At 73.1% G+C, this 16,987-nt stretch carries 12 protein-coding genes and 1 pseudogene; 6 read left to right on the top strand and 7 right to left on the bottom strand.

Annotated features, from left to right (window positions below; all coding sequences use genetic code 11):
• Positions 1-2: 2 nt before the first annotated feature.
• Genes ACFSL4_RS25525 through ACFSL4_RS25515 form a run of 3 tightly spaced genes read right to left on the bottom strand, consistent with a single transcriptional unit; the run spans position 3 to position 3,729 of the window.
• A complete protein-coding gene (locus tag ACFSL4_RS25525; RefSeq protein WP_381087392.1) occupies positions 3-1,763 on the bottom strand; it encodes an L-aspartate oxidase in 1,761 nt (586 codons plus the stop codon).
• Positions 1,760-2,800: a pantoate--beta-alanine ligase gene (gene panC / locus ACFSL4_RS25520; RefSeq protein WP_381087389.1), complete on the bottom strand. Its 1,041-nt coding sequence runs from the start codon at positions 2,798-2,800 to the stop codon at positions 1,760-1,762. The genes ACFSL4_RS25525 and panC overlap by 4 nt, the downstream gene beginning before the upstream one ends.
• Positions 2,797-3,729: a Rossmann-like and DUF2520 domain-containing protein gene (locus tag ACFSL4_RS25515; protein WP_381087386.1), complete on the bottom strand. Its 933-nt coding sequence runs from the start codon at positions 3,727-3,729 to the stop codon at positions 2,797-2,799. Before ACFSL4_RS25515 ends, panC begins: the two co-directional genes overlap by 4 nt.
• Before the next feature lie 199 nt (positions 3,730-3,928).
• Here ACFSL4_RS25515 and ACFSL4_RS25510 point away from each other — a divergent pair, with 199 nt between their 5' ends.
• Both ACFSL4_RS25510 and ACFSL4_RS25505 read left to right on the top strand, forming a co-directional pair.
• Positions 3,929-5,227 (top strand): threonine aldolase family protein, encoded by a 1,299-nt coding sequence (locus tag ACFSL4_RS25510; RefSeq protein ID WP_381087383.1) that lies wholly within the window; start codon positions 3,929-3,931, stop codon positions 5,225-5,227.
• A gap of 50 nt (positions 5,228-5,277) precedes the next feature.
• Positions 5,278-6,384, top strand: coding sequence for a DUF5937 family protein (locus ACFSL4_RS25505; RefSeq protein ID WP_381087380.1), 1,107 nt, complete (start codon positions 5,278-5,280; stop codon positions 6,382-6,384).
• A 23-nt stretch (positions 6,385-6,407) separates the two neighbouring features.
• Here ACFSL4_RS25505 and ACFSL4_RS25500 read toward each other — a convergent pair whose 3' ends face one another.
• Both ACFSL4_RS25500 and ACFSL4_RS25495 read right to left on the bottom strand, forming a co-directional pair.
• Positions 6,408-7,040 (bottom strand): AAA family ATPase, encoded by a 633-nt coding sequence (locus ACFSL4_RS25500; protein WP_381087378.1) that lies wholly within the window; start codon positions 7,038-7,040, stop codon positions 6,408-6,410.
• Between the two features lie 46 nt (positions 7,041-7,086).
• Positions 7,087-7,788, bottom strand: a complete 702-nt coding sequence (locus ACFSL4_RS25495) for a response regulator transcription factor (protein WP_381087376.1) — start codon at positions 7,786-7,788, stop codon at positions 7,087-7,089.
• 295 nt (positions 7,789-8,083) lie between these two features.
• Between ACFSL4_RS25495 and ACFSL4_RS25490 the strand changes: the two are divergent.
• Positions 8,084-10,226 (top strand): annotated as a pseudogene (locus tag ACFSL4_RS25490) (sensor histidine kinase); the annotation flags it as partial.
• A 538-nt stretch (positions 10,227-10,764) separates the two neighbouring features.
• Here the strand turns inward: ACFSL4_RS25490 and ACFSL4_RS25485 are convergent.
• Positions 10,765-11,970: a sensor histidine kinase gene (locus ACFSL4_RS25485; protein ID WP_381087371.1), complete on the bottom strand. Its 1,206-nt coding sequence runs from the start codon at positions 11,968-11,970 to the stop codon at positions 10,765-10,767.
• A gap of 854 nt (positions 11,971-12,824) precedes the next feature.
• Between ACFSL4_RS25485 and ACFSL4_RS25480 the strand changes: the two genes are divergently transcribed.
• Positions 12,825-13,862, top strand: a complete 1,038-nt coding sequence (locus ACFSL4_RS25480) for an SAM-dependent methyltransferase (protein ID WP_381087368.1) — start codon at positions 12,825-12,827, stop codon at positions 13,860-13,862.
• Here the strand turns inward: ACFSL4_RS25480 and ACFSL4_RS25475 are convergent.
• Positions 13,827-14,978: an NADH-quinone oxidoreductase subunit D gene (locus ACFSL4_RS25475; RefSeq protein ID WP_381087365.1), complete on the bottom strand. Its 1,152-nt coding sequence runs from the start codon at positions 14,976-14,978 to the stop codon at positions 13,827-13,829. The genes ACFSL4_RS25480 and ACFSL4_RS25475 overlap by 36 nt on opposite strands.
• A 31-nt stretch (positions 14,979-15,009) precedes the next feature.
• On the opposite strand from ACFSL4_RS25475, the gene ACFSL4_RS25470 reads away from it, so the two are divergent.
• Positions 15,010-15,501: a PH domain-containing protein gene (locus tag ACFSL4_RS25470; RefSeq protein WP_381087363.1), complete on the top strand. Its 492-nt coding sequence runs from the start codon at positions 15,010-15,012 to the stop codon at positions 15,499-15,501.
• Complete coding sequence (locus tag ACFSL4_RS25465; protein WP_381087361.1) at positions 15,498-16,910, top strand: PH domain-containing protein; 1,413 nt, start codon at positions 15,498-15,500, stop codon at positions 16,908-16,910. The genes ACFSL4_RS25470 and ACFSL4_RS25465 overlap by 4 nt, the downstream gene beginning before the upstream one ends.
• Positions 16,911-16,987 lie beyond the last annotated feature (77 nt).

The raw sequence follows: 16,987 nt of genomic DNA, 5'->3' as shown, positions 1-16,987 counted from the left end.
TGTCACTGCTCCTGAGGACGCTGGGGCACGGGAGGCCGGGCCGCCGCGGCGGAACCGGGGTCGCGGGGGAGGGTCGGGGGGAAGTCTGCGGTGTCGGTGGTGCGTACGGCCAGCGTCCGGTCCGGATGCAGCCGTACGACGATGTGGCGGCGCCAGGCGGTGTCGTCGCGTCCCCCGTGGTCCTCGCGCCAGTGGCAGCCGCGGGTCTCCTCGCGCAGCAGCGCGGCGGCCACCAGCACCCGGGCCACACACAGGAGGTTGGTGGTCTCCCAGGTGTCGACGCCGGGCTCGGAGGTCTTGCCGTTCTCGTCGAGCGCGTCACGGGCGTCGCTGTGCAGCCGCTGGAGGTGGTCCGCGGCTTCCTGCAGCGAGGCCGCCGACCGGAGGACTCCGGCGCCCTCCGTCATGATCCGCTGGATGGTGAACCGGTCCTCGGGGGCGAGCAGCGGGTGCGCGGGCTTCTCGGGGTCCGGGACGGGCCGCGGCGGGCGCGCGGGCAGGCTGCGGTCCGCCCGGCCGTGCGCGATGTCGGCGGCGATGCGCTCGGCGTAGACCAGGCCCTCAAGGAGGGAGTTGGAGGCGAGCCGGTTGGCGCCGTGGACGCCCGTGCAGGCGACCTCGCCACACGCGTACAGGCCCGGCACGGTGGTCCGGCCGTGGGAGTCGGTGCGCACGCCCCCGGAGGCGTAGTGGGCGGCCGGAGCGACCGGGATCGGCTCGGTGACCGGGTCGATCCCGTTGGCGCGGCAGGCGGCGAGGATCGTCGGGAAGCGGTGCTCCCACATGTCGGCGCCGAAGTGGCGGGCGTCGAGGAACATGTGCTCGGCGCCCTGCTCCTGCATACGGCGCATGATGCCCTTGGCGACGATGTCGCGGGGTGCCAGCTCGGCCAGTTCGTGCTGCCCGGTCATGAACCGCACGCCGTCCCCGTCCACCAGGTGGGCGCCCTCACCGCGCACCGCCTCGGACACCAGCGGCTGCTGGCCCTCGGCGTCCGGGCCGAGGAACAGCACCGTGGGGTGGAACTGCACGAACTCCAGGTCGCTGACCTCGGCGCCGGCGCGCAGGGCCAGGGCCACGCCGTCGCCGGTGGACACCGACGGGTTGGTGGTCGCGGAGAAGACCTGGCCCATGCCGCCGGTGGCGAGGACCACGGCGGGTGCGTGCACGGCGCCCACACCGTCGTGCTGGCCTTCGCCCATGACGTGCAGGGTCACGCCCGCGGTGCGGCCGTCGGCGTCCGTGAGCAGGTCCAGGACCAGCGCGTTCTCGATCGTGCGCATCCCACGCGCGCGTACGGCCGCCACGAGCGCCCGTGAGATCTCGGCGCCGGTCGCGTCGCCGCCGGCGTGCGCGATGCGGCGGCGGTGGTGGCCGCCCTCACGGGTGAGCTGGATGCCCCCCTCGTCGTCGGTGTCGAACTGCGCGCCGGTGGAGATGAGCCGGCGCACGGCGTCGGGGCCCTCGGTCACCAGGATCCGCACGGCCTCCTCGTCGCACAGGCCGGCCCCCGCCACCAGGGTGTCGTCCAGGTGCTGTTCGGGGCTGTCGCCCTCGCCCAGGGCCGCCGCGATGCCGCCCTGCGCCCAGCGGGTCGAGCCGTCGTCCAGGCGGGCCTTGGTGACCACGACCGTCTGCAGGCCCGCGGCCCCGCAGCGCAGGGCCGCGGTGAGACCGGCCACCCCGGAGCCGACGACCACGACGTCCGCGGAGATGGACCACCCTGGGGCGGGCGCGTGCAGTCGTATGCCTGTGCTGGTCACGAGGCGGCTCCGTAGGGGTCGACGGGTTCGGGGGCTCCGAAGGAGAGGGGGATGTTGTCGATCAGCCGGGTGGTGCCCACCCTGGCGGCGACGGCGAGGACCGCCTCGCCGGTGAAGTCGTCGTGGATCTCGGTGAAGTCCGCCGGGTCGACCAGGGCCAGGTAGTCCAGGGCCAGCGGAGGGTCCAGGTGGGCGGCCTCGTCGAGGACGAGGCGGGCGGCGGCGCGGACGGCGGCGGGACCCCCGGGGGCGGCCTTCGCGACCGCGTGCGCATCGGCGGCGGCGCGCGACTCCCCTATGGCGCTGAGGGCCTCGGCGCGCGCGTGCGTGGCGGGCACCTCGCGGGCACGCGCGCGCAGGGCCTCCTGGGCGGCGTGCCGGTCGCGGCCCGCGAACAGGGCCCGGGAGAGGGCGAGCGCGGTGTGCCGTTCGTCGGGCGACAGATAGCGGTTGCGGCTGGAGAGGGCCAGACCGTCGTCCTCGCGCACGGTGGGCACGCCGACGATCTCCACTCCGAAGTTCAGATCGCGGACCATCCGGCGGATCAGGGCCAGTTGCTGGGCGTCCTTCTGCCCGAACAGCGCCACGTCGGGGCGGGTGAGGTGCAGCAGCTTGCCGACCACGGTGAGCATTCCGTCGAAGTGACCGGGGCGGAAGGCCCCTTCGATGCGCTCGCCCATGGGGCCCGCGGAGATCCGCACCTGGGGCTCGCCGCCGGGGTAGACCTCGTCGGCGGACGGGGCGAACACGGCGTCCGCGCCGGCCTGCTCGGCGACCTTCAGATCGGCGTCCAGGGTGCGCGGGTAGCGGTCGAGGTCCTCGCCCCGGCCGAACTGCAGCGGGTTCACGAAGACGGTGACGATCACGAAACCCTGGGCGCCGACGTGTCTGCGGGCCGCTCTGATCAGGGTGGCGTGGCCCTCGTGCAGGGCGCCCATGGTCATGACGACGGCGGTGCGTCCCGGCACCGCGTGGCGGTCCCGCGCGCACCGCAGGTCCTCCACGGTGGGGACCAGTTCGACCGTGCGGCGGCTCATCGCTCCTCCCCGTGCTCCGGCAGGTCCGTGCCGCCTGCGAGTACCCCGAGGAGTTCCTCGGCCAGCTCCGGCTTGAGCAGCCCGTGGGCCAGGGCCCGGTCGGCGGTCGCGCGGGCCATCGCCAGATAGCCGGCCACGGTCTGCGGGGCGTGCCTGCGCAGCTCGGCAACGTGCGCGGCGACCGTGCCCGCGTCCCCGCGTGCGACGGGGCCGGTCAGGGCGGCGTCCCCGGAGCGCAGGGCGTTGTCGAGGGCGGCGCCGAGCAGCGGGCCGAGCATGCGGTCGGGGGCCTCGACCCCCGCCCCGCGCAGCAGCTCCATGGACTCGGCGACCAGGGTGACCAGGTGGTTGGCACCGAGGGCGAGGGCCGCGTGGTACAGCGGGCGCATCTCCTCGGCGATCCACTCGGGTTCGCCGCCCATCTCGATCACGAGGGCCTCGGCGGCCAGCCGCAGCTCCTCGGGCGCGGTGACGCCGAAGGAGCACCCGGCCAGGCGCTGCACGTCCACCGGGGTGCCGGTGAAGGTCATCGCGGGGTGCAGTGCCAGCGGCAGGGCTCCCGCGCGCAGGGCGGGGTCCAGCACCCTCGTGCCATACCGCCCGGAGGTGTGCACGAGGAGCTGTCCCGGGCGCACGGCGCCGGTCTCGGCGAGCCCCTTCACAAGGCCCGGCAGCGCGTCGTCCGGAACGGTCAGCAGGACCAGCTCGGCGCGCTCCAGGACCTCGGAGGGCGTGACGACCGGCACGTCAGGAAGCATCCGCGCGGCCCGCCGCCGGGAGGCGTCGGAGACTCCGGAGACGGCGACGGGGCGGTGCCCGGCCAGTTGCAGGGACGCGGCCAGGGCGGGCCCGACCCGGCCGGCTCCGACGACGCCCACCGTGAGCCGCGCGGGGCGGTCCTTGGCGTCTGGCTGTTGGACTGTACTCACTCGACCGTGGCCTTCCCGTTCCAGTCCGCTCTGGGTACCGGACGATTTCTCGTCATGTTAACGCGATCGGTTCGCGGGCCGACCCGTCGTCCACAGGCTGTGGGTTTCCGCACGTCGCACAGGGGGCGAAAAACGGGTGCCCGGCGGAACGGACCCACGGGATGATCCGGGCACGAGCGCGAGGTGCGGAGGGGGACTGGTGGGGACGGCGAAGGGGAACACGGTGGGGACGGCGGAACGGGACGAGAAGCGGCAGGTGGCGGAGGGCCAGGCGGAGCGCCAGGCGACGGAACGGCAGGCGACGGCGGCGGCCGGGTCCGCGGACGAGGAGCAGCCGGCCGGATCCGCGGACGAGGAGCAGCGCCGGCGACGGGCTCGCCGCATCGCCGCCTACCGCCGCGCGGAGCACGTCCTGGCGCGCCCGGGCTTCCTGGGCACGCTACGGGAGCGGCTGGCCCTGCTTCAGGGCGAGGGCGCGCAGGACCTGTACGACCTGGACGAGACCGCGGACATGTACGGGACGGGGATCGTCGAGGCCCTGGAACAACGGGTGGCCGGGCTGCTCGGCAAGGAGGCCGCCGCCTTCTTTCCCACCGGCACGATGGCCCAGCAGATCGCCCTGCGCTGCTGGGCCGCCCGCACGGGCGACCCGACCGTGGCCCTGCACGCGCTGGCCCACCCCGAGGTACACGAGCGCAACGCGTTGCGCGAGGTCGGCGGGCTGCGCCCGGTGCGGCTGACGGGCGAACCCCGGCTGCCGACCGCCGGCGAGGTACGCGGCTTCGAGGAGCCCTTCGGCACGCTGATGCTCGAACTGCCCCTCAGGGACGCCGGTTTCGTCCTGCCCTCCTTCGAGGAGCTGACCGAGGTCGTCGAGGCCGCGCGGGAACGCGACGCGGTGGTGCACTTCGACGGTGCTCGCCTGTGGGAGACGACGGTCCATTTCGGCCGCCCCCTGGAGGAGATCGCGGACCTCGCGGACAGCGTCTATGTGTCGTTCTACAAGTCCCTCGACGGCTACGGCGGTGCGGCCCTCGCGGGTCCCGGCACACTGGTCGAGCAGGCCAGGACCTGGCGGCACCGCTACGGCGGCATGGTCCTGCAGCAGTTCCCCACGGTGCTGTCGGCCCTCGCCGGCCTTCAGCGGGAGCTGCCCCGGCTGCCGGAGTACGTGCGCCACGCGCGCGTGGTCGCCGCGGCGCTGCGCGAGGGCTTCGCGGCGGCCGGGGTGCCGTGGGCGCGCGTCCACCCCGGGCAGCCGCACACCCATGAGTTCCAGGTCTGGCTGCCGTACGACGCCGACGTCCTCGCGGAGGCGGCGATCCTGCAGGCCGAGGAGACCGGGACCTTCCTGTTCGCCAACCCGTGGGACCACCGCGGCCCCGGTCTGGCCCTCACCGAGGTCTACGTAAGGGCCGACGGGCTGGTGTGGACGGCGGACGACGTGAAGGCGGCGGTGGCCCGGTTCGTGGAGCGGCTCCCGGGCGTCGGCGCCTGATACGCGCGCGGGCTGCCCCCGTTGTCGGTGGCACGGTGCACCATGACGTCATGAGCGTGGACATCGACGTCAGCGGGCTGCGGCCGGAGAGGGTCTCCGTCGCGCCCTCGCCCCTGGCCGAGCTCAGCATGGCGCTGCACGCGCTGGCCGAGCCCGGCCACCATCCGGGCCTGCAGGGCTGGGTGACGGGTGTGACCGCGCGGCTCGACCCGCATCTGGCCGACCGGATGTGCGAGGCGGACTTCCTGTGGCGGTCGACGTTCTCCGACCTCTTCCTGCCGTGTGCGGGCATCCCGGGCGGCACGGCACTGCCCGGAGCGACACTCGGCGAGGACCTCGACCTGCTGGACAAGCTCAGCGACGAGCAGTTCGTGGACGCGGCCATGGAGTTCGCCTGCAGCCTCTGCTACGGCAGGCCCGGGCCGACCGCGCTCTCGGACCCCGCGGTGCGCCACCGCACCCTGGAGCTGGCCGCGGCGCGCGGCCCGCGGCAACTGCGCTTCAGCGAGCGGCTGATGGCCGACCCGCCGCGGACGCGGGCCTGGCTGCGGCGGTTCCTGGAGGACTGCGAGGAGGCGTTCTTCGCGGACACCTGGTCACAGCTGCGCCACCAGCTCGCGGCCGACGCCCGGCACAAGACGGATCTCCTGCGGCGCAGGGGTCTGGGCGAGGCGCTGGCGTCGGTGTCGTCCGCGGTGAGGCTGGACGAGGCGGCAGGCCGGATCACCGTCGACAAGCTCGCCCAGGGGCGTACGGCCACGGGAGACGGCGGCCTGCTGCTGGTCCCGACCAGCCTGGGCCGGCCGCACCTGATGGTGCTGCACCGGTTCGGCTGGCAGCCGGTGCTGCACTACCCGGCAGGCTCCGGGGAGCCGACGGCGCCGCCCTCGGTGGAGCAGCTGACCCTGCGCCTGGCCGCGCTGTCCCACCCGGTGCGGATGCGCATGTGCCGCAGTCTGGCCCGCAGCGCGTTCACCACCAGCGAGCTGGCCCAGGTGCACGGCATGACGGCGCCGGAGGTGTCCCGGCACCTGAGCACCCTGAAGAAGGCGGGCCTGCTCACCACCCGCCGCCGCGGCCGGTACGTCCTGCACCAGCTGGACGTGACCGCGGTGGCCCGCCTGGGCAGCGACTTCCTGGAAGGCATCCTCCGGTAGCCGGCACCGGCTCTCAGCGGCTGTCAGTCGAAGCGGATGTGCTTCAGCCCGACCCGGGCCTGCCGCAGCCGGGTGCGCAGGACGCCCTCGGTGTTGGGCCTGAGCGTCAGCCCGGCGAGCACGGCGATCCGGTCCGCCGTCTTGGGCACCGTCGTGTGGTCGGTCCACAGGTGCTCGGCGAACTCCGGCTCGCGCAGCCGCTCCAGACAGTGGTCGAGCTGCTGCACGGCCCAGCTCTCCGCGCGCGGCGGGGCGCCCTTCCCGGCGACATACTGGAGGACGTGTCCGAGGCCGCGCTCGCGCAGCCGTCCCAGGACGGTCTCGCGCTCTGCGAGCAGCGCGAAGTGGCGAACGTCGTGGCCCAGTTCGCGCAGCCGGCCGACCGTCTCGGCGAAGTAGTCCGGGTCGGTGACCGTCATGGGGGCGATGACCACACCGTCGTGGTTGGCCAGCGCCAGATCGAGGACCTCGACCACGCCCTTCCGCCAGGACACCAGGTCCTGGAAGTCTCCGCGCAGTTCGGGCGGCAGCATGCGGCGCAGCCCGAAGCCGGCGTGCTCGGGATCGCAGATGACGCTGCCGGGCAGCCGTCGCCGGATCTCGTGTGCGGTCTGTGTCTTGCCGCCCCCGAAGGGGCCGTTGATCCACAGGAGCATGCGCAGACCTTAGTGGGCGCCGGTCACGCGACGGTCACGTGAGAACTCAACCGTGCCCGCCCGCCCGTACCAGACCGGTCTCGTACGCGAGGACGACCACCTGCACCCGGTCCCGGAGCCCCAGCTTCGTCAGGATGCGGCCCACATGGGTCTTCACGGTCGCCTCGGACAGCACCAGCCGGGCCGCGATCTCGCCGTTGGACAGGCCCTGTGCGACCAGCACCATGACCTCGCGCTCGCGGTCGGTGAGCCGTTCCAGCTCCTTGTGCCGGAGCTTGGTGGTGCCGCCCGGCAGCATCGGCGCGAACCGGTCGAGGAGACGGCGGGTGGTGGAGGGCGCGACCACCGCGTCGCCGCTGTGCACGGAGCGGATGGCGGCCAGCAGTTCGCCCGGCGGCACGTCCTTGAGCATGAAGCCGGAGGCGCCCGCCTTCAGTCCGGAGAAGGCGTACTCGTCGAGGTCGAACGTGGTGAGGATCAGCACCTTCGGGGGGTCCGGTTCCGCGCAGATGCGCCGGGTGGCCTCCACACCGTCGAGCTTCGGCATGCGGACGTCCATCAGGACCACGTCGACCTCGGTGGCGCGCAGCACCTGGAGTGCCTCGACGCCGTCGCCCGCCTCCGCGACTACCTCCATGTCCGGCTGGGCGGCGAGCACCATCCGGAACCCGGTGCGCAGCAGCACCTGGTCGTCTACGAGCATGACGCGTATGCGTCCGACCGGGGATTCTTCCGACGCATCAGTCATACGACCAGCCTACGCGAGCACACAGCCCCGCCCGGGCCCGTCGTACGGGCATTCGTTCGCCGGCCGCCGGCGGTGCGAAGACGATCACGTCACAGCGCCTGCGCGCGATCCGCTCCGCAACACCCGCTTACATCGCATTCCAGACCGGAGAAACGCACCTATACCTGTCTTGCCGGTCATTCCAAAGGTCGGTGGGTCTTCCACCGGCATTTGGAAGGCACTTCCATGCCGTGCTGGAATCCGCTCCACACAAGTACACAGGCACGTCGGTGTGTCGACGCGAGAGGTCGGTCGAGTGAGGAACTTACCCCGCATATCGCCGGAGGCCGCCCGGCCCGCCCCCGGGGGTTTCACGCCTCCGGGAGGCACCGGCAAGAGGTCTGCGGACACCGATTCACCCTCGAAGCCCGCAGCGCCACCGCGTCACGACGTACGGAACTGGCATGTGCGAACCAAGCTTGTCGCCATCGTGCTGATCCCCGTCGTCGTCGCGCTGGTGGTGGGCAGCTTCAACGTCAAAGAGTCGATCGACCGCTGGCGGCAGGCGGACGACGCGTACCGGATGGCGAACCTGGAACGCGCCGCGGCCGCCTACGGTCACGCGCTGATGAACGAGCGGGACATCAGCGTGGTTCCGCTCCTGAAAGGCGATACCGGGAACGCCGACGTGGCCAAGGCCCGTGAAACCACGGACCGGGCCGCGGCGGAGTTTCACGCCGCCGTCGCGCACATACCGGAGAACCAAGGGCTCAAGCGTCGGCTGGACAACTTCCTCAAAGTCGAGCCGGACCTCGCCCGGGTGCGCCAGAACGCTTATACGGACGCCCTTCCCGGTGTGCGGACCGAGCTGGCGTACGGCGAGATCCAGCACCCGCTCACCGAGTTCGCCAACGACCTGGGCTTCGGCACCCGCAGCAACACCAGCTTCGGCCGCACCCTGTACGCGCTCTCGCTCGCCGAGTCCGCCGAGTCGCTCTCCCGCTCGATCGGCATGCACATCCTGGTGCAGGGCGAGGTCCCGACCGCTGACCGCGAGACGCAGTCGAGCACGCTCACGTCCTACGCGTTCTTGGAGCAGGTCGCGATCGGGGAGTACACGGCCGGTGGCACCGCGCAGGACGAGGCGCAGCTGCAACGGGCCCTGGCCACGGCGGAGGCCCGTGACAAGGCGCAGCAGGAGAGTGACCGGGCCCAGGCACGGGAGGCCGACCGGGCCTATGTGCCGCCTCCGGACCGGACCACGATGATCCGCGCGGTCGCCTCCGGAACGTCCCCCAAGGCGTTGAAGGCGAGGGGCATCACGCCGGACGGCTACTTCTCCTCGATGACCCTCACGTTCGACGCGTACCGCGGCATCGAGCAGAAGATGGCGGACCAGGCCGCACGCGACGCCAACGCCGTCGCCGACAACGCCAGGACCGACGCGATCACCGACTCGGCGGCCGTACTCGCAGGTGTGCTCGCCGCTCTCGTGGTGGCCGCGCTGATGGCCCGGTCCATGAGCCGCTGCATGGTGCGGCTCCGCAACGCCGCCCTGGAGGTCGCCGGGCAGCGGCTGCCCGCGATGGTCGAGCTGCTGTCGCGCACCGACCCGGGGCGCGTCAACACCGACGTCGAACCCATTCCGATCGCCAGCACCGACGAGATCGGCGAGGTGGCCCGGGCGTTCGACCAGATCCACCGCAAGGCGGTTCGCCTCGCCGCCGAGCAGGCGCTGCTGCGGGGCAACCTCAACGCCATCTTCACCAACCTTTCCATGCGCAACCAGGGCCTCATCCAGCGCCAACTGGGACTCATCACGGACCTGGAGCACCGCGAGTCCGAACCGGACCGGCTGGACATCCTGTTCCAACTGGACCACCTGGCAACCCGTATGCAGCGCAACGGTGAGAACCTGCTGGTCCTGGCAGGTCAGGAGCCGGGCCGGAGGTGGTACCAGCCGGTGCCGCTGATCGACGTAATGCGTGCTGCCGCCTCCGAGGTGGAAAACTACGCACGCATCGAGATCAGCAACGTCCCGGAGACCGACATCCACGGCAAGGCGGTCACCGACCTGGTGCACCTTCTCGCCGAACTGCTGGAGAACGCCATCCAGTTCTCCTCCCCGCACTTCCCGGTCCGGGTCTCGGCCACTCGGCTGGCCGACGGCCGGATCCTGGTCGAGATCCACGACCACGGCATCGGCCTGACCGCCGAGGAATTCGCCGACATCAACGACAAGCTGGCCAATCCTCCGACCGTGGATGCCGAGGTCTCCCGGCGCATGGGCCTGTTCGTCGTCGGCCGCCTCGCCGACCGGCACGGCATCCGGGTCCAGCTCCGCCCGTCGGGTGGACAGGCCGGGACGACCTCGCTGGTCATGCTGCCGCAAGCCATCAGCCACGGCGGCGGCGAAGAGAAGCAAGCCGACTTCTCCGTCTCCCGGTTCGTGCCGGAGCACCGCGGTCCTACGGATCTCGACGCAAGCGGGTACTCCGCCGACGGGACCGGATCCGGGGCCCGCGGATACGAGACACCCGACGGCGAGCGGACGCTCCACCCGATCGGCCGCTCGCGGATGCGCGAAGAGTTCCGTGCCGCGGCGGAGACAGCCGCACACGACCGGCAGCCCCGCGGCTCCGCCTCGCCTGATCCGGCCGCTGAGGGTCAGCCCCGCACGGGCGATGACCGGTCCTACCCGGCGAATCAGCCCTACGGAACCGCGGACCCCTACACCGGGGATCCTTCTGTTCAGCAGTGGCACCACCGAGAAACTGGTGGCGGCGCCCACCACGACTGAGTCCGGACGTACGAGACGTACGAGACGTACGAGCAGAGAACACGGTGGCCGGGGCCGGTTTCCCCCGGCCCGTCCGGCAAGCCGGCCGGTGGTCTCCCGGAGCCCGGAAGATGTCCGCGGGCGGCTGGACAGCCCGCTCGGCGGACTCCAGCAAGGCCGCCGGGACCGCGGCAACCACCATGGTCAGTGGTCAGTGGTCAGTGCGCCGGCTTCAGCGGCAGCAGGGCACTGATGCGGAAGCCTCCGCCGGGGCGGGGGCCCGCGTCCAGGGTGCCGCCGACCATGCCGACGCGCTCACGCATGCCGATCAGCCCGTGGCCCCGGCCGTCGGCGCCGCCCTCCTCGTACAGCTCGTGCGGGGCGCCCTTGCCGTCGTCCTCGACGAGCAGCCCGAGTCCGTCGTCGAAGTACACCAGGCGCACGCTGGCCCCCGCGTTGGGTCCCCCGTGCTTGCGGGTGTTGGTCAGTGCCTCCTGGACGATCCGGTACGCCGTCAGCTCGACACCGCTGGGCAGCGGGCGCGGGGTGCCCTCCACCTTGAAGTCGACGGGCAGGCCCGAGCTGCGGCACTGCTCGACGAGCTCATCGATCTGCTCGACGTCGGGCTGGGGGACGTACTCGCCGGCCTCCGTGTGCTCGCCGGTGCGCAGCACGCCGAGCAGGCGGCGCATCTCGGCCAGGGCCTGGCGGCCGGTCCCGGAGATCGTCTCCAGCGCTTTCCTCGCCTGGTCGGGGGCGGTGTCGAGGACGTATGCGGCGCCGTCCGCCTGCACCACCATCACCGAGACGTTGTGCGCGACGACATCGTGCAGCTCGCGGGCGATACGGGCGCGCTCGGCGGCGACCGCGACCTTGGCCCGCGCCTCGCGCTCCTTCTCCAGTCGGGCGGCGCGCTCCTCCAGCTGGGCGAGATAGGCACGGCGGGTGCGCAGGGAGTCGCCGAGGACCCAGGCCAGGGCGAACGGCACGGTCTGGAACATCGCGACCGCGGCGTTGCCCAGCGGGCTCGACTCGGGGGCCGACCAGCGGATCTGCGCCAGGGTGCCGGCGCACAGACCGCCGGCCAGGCCGATGCGGGAGGCCCAGCGGGCTCCGTCCGCGGCGACCGTGTAGATGATCACCAGCATGGCGAAGTCGGCGACCATGGCCTCCTCGTCGAGAACCAGCTGCGCCAGTCCCGTCGCGACGGCCACCAGGAGCATCTTCTCGGGCATACGGCGGCGCAGCGCGACGACCAGGGACAGGACGGCGGAGATCGTGAGCCCCACGGAGAGCGTTCCGTGGTGGTCCCGCGCTCCCTCAAGGCCCGTCAGACTCACGCAGGAGAGCCCGAAGAGGACGACGGCCCAGAAGCCGTCGACCCACGTGGGATGTCTGCGGAGGAAGTCATAGAGGCGCTGCACACAACCCAATGTAGGGAAGCGTGCAGTGTGCCTGGGTCAACCGGAGGGCCGATCCGCGACGGGCGGGCGTACTCCGCAAGGTGGATGCCTCGTGATCCCGCACGGCCGGGGCCGCGCCGGCGAGGTCACGCGGGAGCCGCCGGAGCCCGGCGGTGGTGCACGGCGCGGGCGCGGAGCGCACGGACCACGCGGGCCAGCGCGGACCGCACGGGCCGCACGGGCCGGCACGGAGCGCACGGGTCGCACGGGCCACATGGACCGGCACGGGCCACATGGACCGGCACGGGCCACACAGACCGCACGGGCTGGCACGGAGCGCACGGACCGCACGGGCCGCACGGGCCGCACGGGCCGCACGGGCCGCACGGGCCGCACGGGCCGCACGGGCCAGCAGGAGCGCACGGGCCACACAGATCGCACGGGCCACACAGACCGCACGGGCCACACGGGCCGACGCGGAGCGCACGGGCCACACAGACCGCAGGGGCCAACACGGAGCGCACGGGCCACACAGACCGCACGGGCCAACACGGAGCGCACGGGCCACACAGACCGCACGGGCCAACACGGAGCGCACGGGCCACACAGACCGCACGGGCCAGCACGGAGCGCACGGGCCACACAGACCGCAGGGCCAACACGGAGCGCACGGGCCACACGGGCCGACGCGGAGCGCACGGGTCGCACGGGCCACAGGGGCCGCACAGACCGCACGGGCCACATGGACCGGCGCGGGCCACACGGGCCGCGCGGACAGCGGGCGCGCGGCTGCTCGGTGGATCGCCGCCCCGCCCAGTGCGGCCTGGTCCTGTGCCCGGCGCCAGGAGCGTGACGACAGGGCCTAGCCTGAGCGCGTGGCGGACGAGGCGGACGGCGGGTGGCGCGGATGGCGTGCGGCGGCCCAGGAGGCACTGTACGGGCCGGACGGGTTCTACCGCCGGACGGAGGGGCCCGCGGGGCACTTCCGCACCTCCGTGCACGCCTCACCCCTCTTCGCCGGCGCCGTGGCCCGGCTGCTGTGCCGGATCGACGCGGCGCTGGGGCGGCCCGCGGAGGCTGCGTTCGTGGACATGGGCGCCGGCCGGGGTGAGCTGGCCGCTGGAGTCCTGGCCGCGCTGCCACCGGATGTCGCCGCCCGGGCGCGGGTGTACGCCGTCGAGGTCGCGGACCGGCCCGCGGGCCTCGACGAGCGGATCGAGTGGCGCGATGAGCTCCCGGAGGGAGTCACCGGGCTGCTGTTCGCGAACGAGTGGCTGGACAACGTGCCGGTCGACGTCGTGGAGGCCGGCCCGGACGGCGTGCCCCGCCTGGTGCTCGTACGGCGGGACGGCACCGAACGCCTCGGGGAGCCGGTCGCGGGCGCGCGGGCGCGGTGGCTGGAGCGCTGGTGGCCGCTGTCCGCCGAAGGGCACCGCGCCGAGATCGGCCTCCCCAGGGACACCGCCTGGGCCGCCGCCGTGGCCGCCCTGGACCGCGGTCTGGCCGTCGCCGTCGACTACGCGCACCGCGCAGGCGCCCGGCCCCCCTTCGGGACACTCACCGGGTTCCGCTCCGGCCGGCAGACCGCCCCCGTCCCGGACGGCTCCTGCGACATCACGGCACACGTGGCACTGGACGCCTGTGCCCTGCCGGGAGCACGCCTGCTGACCCAGCGCGCGGCCCTGCACGCCCTGGGCATCAGCGGCGCGCGCCCCCCGCTGGCCCTCGCCTCCACCGCCCCCGCGGCCTACGTGCGCGCCCTCGCGGACGCCGCAGCCGCCGCCGAGCTCACCGCGCCCGGCGGTCTCGGCGACTTCGGCTGGCTCCTCCAGCCCGTCGGCATTCCGGGCGGCTCTCTCGGGGGACTACTCGGGGGACTACTTGTCGATGTCCCCGACCACGAAGAACAGTGAGCCGAGGATCGCCACCATGTCCGCGACCAGCGTCCCGGGAAGCAGCTCGGTCAGCGCCTGGATGTTGTTGTACGAGGCGGAGCGCAGCTTCAGCCGGTACGGGGTCTTCTCACCCTTGCTGACCAGGTAGTAGCCGTTGATGCCGAGCGGGTTCTCGGTCCAGGCGTAGGTGTGCCCCTCGGGCGCCTTGAGCACCTTGGGGAGGCGCTGGTTGACGGGCCCCGGCGGCAGCTCGGCCAGCCGGTCCAGGCAGGCGTCGGCCAGGTCGAGGGCGTTGTGCGTCTGTTCCAGCAGGCACTCGAAGCGGGCCAGGCAGTCGCCCTCCTGCCGGGTGACGACCTTCAGGGTGTCCCGCAGCTCCCCGTACGCCAGGTACGGCTCGTCACGGCGCAGGTCGAAGTCCACCCCGGAGGCGCGCGCGATGGGCCCGCTCACGCCGTAGGCGTGCACGGTCTCCGGCGCGAGGACGCCGACGCCCCGGGTGCGTCCCCGGAAGATCTCGTTGCCGAGCACCAGGTCGTCGAACCGGTCCATCCGGGAGCGCACCTCCGCGACGGCGGTACGCGCGCGTGCGGTCCAGCCCGCGGGCAGGTCCTCCTTGAGGCCGCCCACGCGGTTGAACATGTAGTGCATGCGCCCGCCGGAGATCTCCTCCATGACGTCCTGGAGTTCCTCGCGCTCCCGGAAGGCGTAGAACACCGGGGTGATGCCGCCGAGCTCCAGCGGGTACGAGCCGAGGAACATCAGGTGGTTCAGCACCCGGTTCAGCTCCGCGAGGAGGGTGCGCATCCAGACCGCGCGCTCGGGAACTTCCATGCCGAGCATCCGCTCGACGGCGAGGACCACGCCCAGTTCGTTCGCGAAGGCCGAGAGCCAGTCGTGGCGGTTGGCCAGCATGATGATCTGGCGGTAGTCGCGCGCCTCGAAGAGCTTCTCCGCACCCCGGTGCATATAGCCGATGACCGGCTCGGCGTGGATGATCCGCTCGCCGTCCAGCACGAGCCGCAGCCGCAGCACGCCGTGCGTGGACGGGTGCTGGGGCCCGATGTTGAGCACCATGTCGGTGCTCTCCGCGGCGCCGCCGATCCCGACCATGGTCTCCGTCGTAGGAGTCATGCACACAGTCTGTCGTACGTACGCTTGCGGCATGGGAACGGGGACTGTGCCGGAGGGCGGCGAACCCTCCTGGAGGGGACTGCCGCCGGGGCTGCTGCGGATGCGGCGGCTGCTGCTGATGGTGTGGCTGGGACTGCCGGCCGTCGTCCTGGGGCTGCTGCTCGGCCTGCTCGCCGGGCCCGGCTGGGCGCTCCTCGCGCTGCCGCCGATGGCCCTGCTGCTGTGGGGCTGGGTGCTGGTGGGCCGCAACTGGCGGTCCTGGCGGTACGCCGAGCGGGCCGACGACCTGCTGATCCGCCGGGGCGTGCTGTGGCGCGAGGAGACCGTGGTGCCCTACGGGCGCATGCAGCTCGTCGAGGTCACCTCCGGTCCCGTCGAGCGCCGCTTCGGGCTGGCGACCGTCCAGCTGCGCACCGCAGCCGCTGCCACGGACGCCACCATCCCCGGCCTGGACCCGGCCGAGGCGGAACGGCTGCGGGACCGGCTGACCGAACTGGGCGAGGCCCGATCGGCGGGGCTGTGAGCGCGCCCGGAGCGCTTCCCGGCGAACGGCCCGGCGCGGATCCCGCGGAAGAGCCCGGCGGGCGGGCCGGCGGGCGGGAGCCGCGGGAGGTCACCGAGCGACGGCTGCACCCGGTGACCCCGCTGCGGCGCGCCTGGGCGCCGGTCGCCGTGCTCATGGGCTGGGCCGCGCACGACCCGGACCAGGCGCACGAGCAGCTGACGAGGCTCACCACGGTCACCCTCCTGACCGGGCTCGCGGTACTCGTCCCGGCAGCCTCCCTGTACGGCTTCCTGAGCTGGTGGTTCACGCACTACGCGGTGACCGACACCGAACTGCGCATCCGTACCGGCCTGCTGTTCCGCCGCACCGCGCACATCCGCCTCGACCGGCTGCAGGCCGTCGACGTCACCCAGCCGCTGCTGGCCCGCGTGGCAGGCGTCGCCAAGCTCAGGCTCGACGCCGTCGGCACGGCCGAGAAGGACGAACTCGCCTACCTGAGCGAGGGCGAGGCACGGGCGCTGCGCGCCGAGCTCCTGGCCCGCGCCGCCGGTTTCGCGCCCGAGACGGCACGTGAGGTGGGCGAGGCGCCGGTGCGCCCGCTGCTGCGCGTGGCACCGGGAGCGCTGGCCGTCTCGCTCCTCCTCACGGGCGCCACCTGGGGTTCGCTGCTCGCCGCCCTGGTCGTGCCGCCCCTGTTGTGGTTCGTCACGCACAGCCTGTGGTCGGTGCTCGTCATCGGGCTGCCGCTGGCCGGCGGAGCGGCCACGAGGACCGTCGGGCAGTTCGTCCGCGCCTACGACTGGACCGTGAGCGAGTCGCCGGACGGGCTCCGCATCGACCACGGGCTGCTGGACCGGGCCCACGAGACGGTGCCGCCGGGGCGGGTGCAGACCGTACGGATCGTGGAGCCGCTGCTGTGGCGGCGATGGGGGTCCCCCCGCTCGAGCGCAGCCGAGAGCGGGGGAGGTTGGGTCCGGGTGGAACTGGATGTGGCGGGCTCGTCGAACTCGGTGCTGGTGCCGGTCGCCCCGCGCGCGGTGGCCGAGTCGCTGGTCGCACGGATACTGCCCGGCGTGACCGTGCCCACCTCCCTGTCCCGGCCGCCACGTCGCGCGGGCTGGTGCGTACCGCTGTGGTGGCGCGGCCACGGTCTCGCCGTAACCGACACGGTCTTCGCGGCCCGTCACGGCCTGCTGCGCCGCAGCCTGGCGCTCGTGCCGCACGCGAAGGTGCAGAGCGTACGGCTGACGCAGGGGCCGTGGCAGCGCTTCAAGCGGGTCGCCGACGTGCACGTGGACACCGGCGCGAACAAGACGGTGACGGCGCGCCTGCGGGACGCCCGGAAGGCGGCGGCACTGCTGTACGCGCAGGCGGACCGGTCCCGTACGGGGCGGCGGGAGGCCCCGCCGGACCGGTGGATGGCCTAGGGGGACGCCTGCGAGCCGCCGGAACGGTGTGAGGGGCGGCGGCACGTCGTGTGCCGCCGCCCCTCACCCGCGTCCGG

It is taken from the genome of Streptomyces caeni (assembly GCF_042678285.1).
Classification (GTDB): domain Bacteria; phylum Actinomycetota; class Actinomycetes; order Streptomycetales; family Streptomycetaceae; genus Streptomyces; species Streptomyces caeni.
The sequence above is the reverse complement of the archived record's forward strand: the minus strand, read 5'-3'. Positions and strand labels throughout refer to the sequence as shown.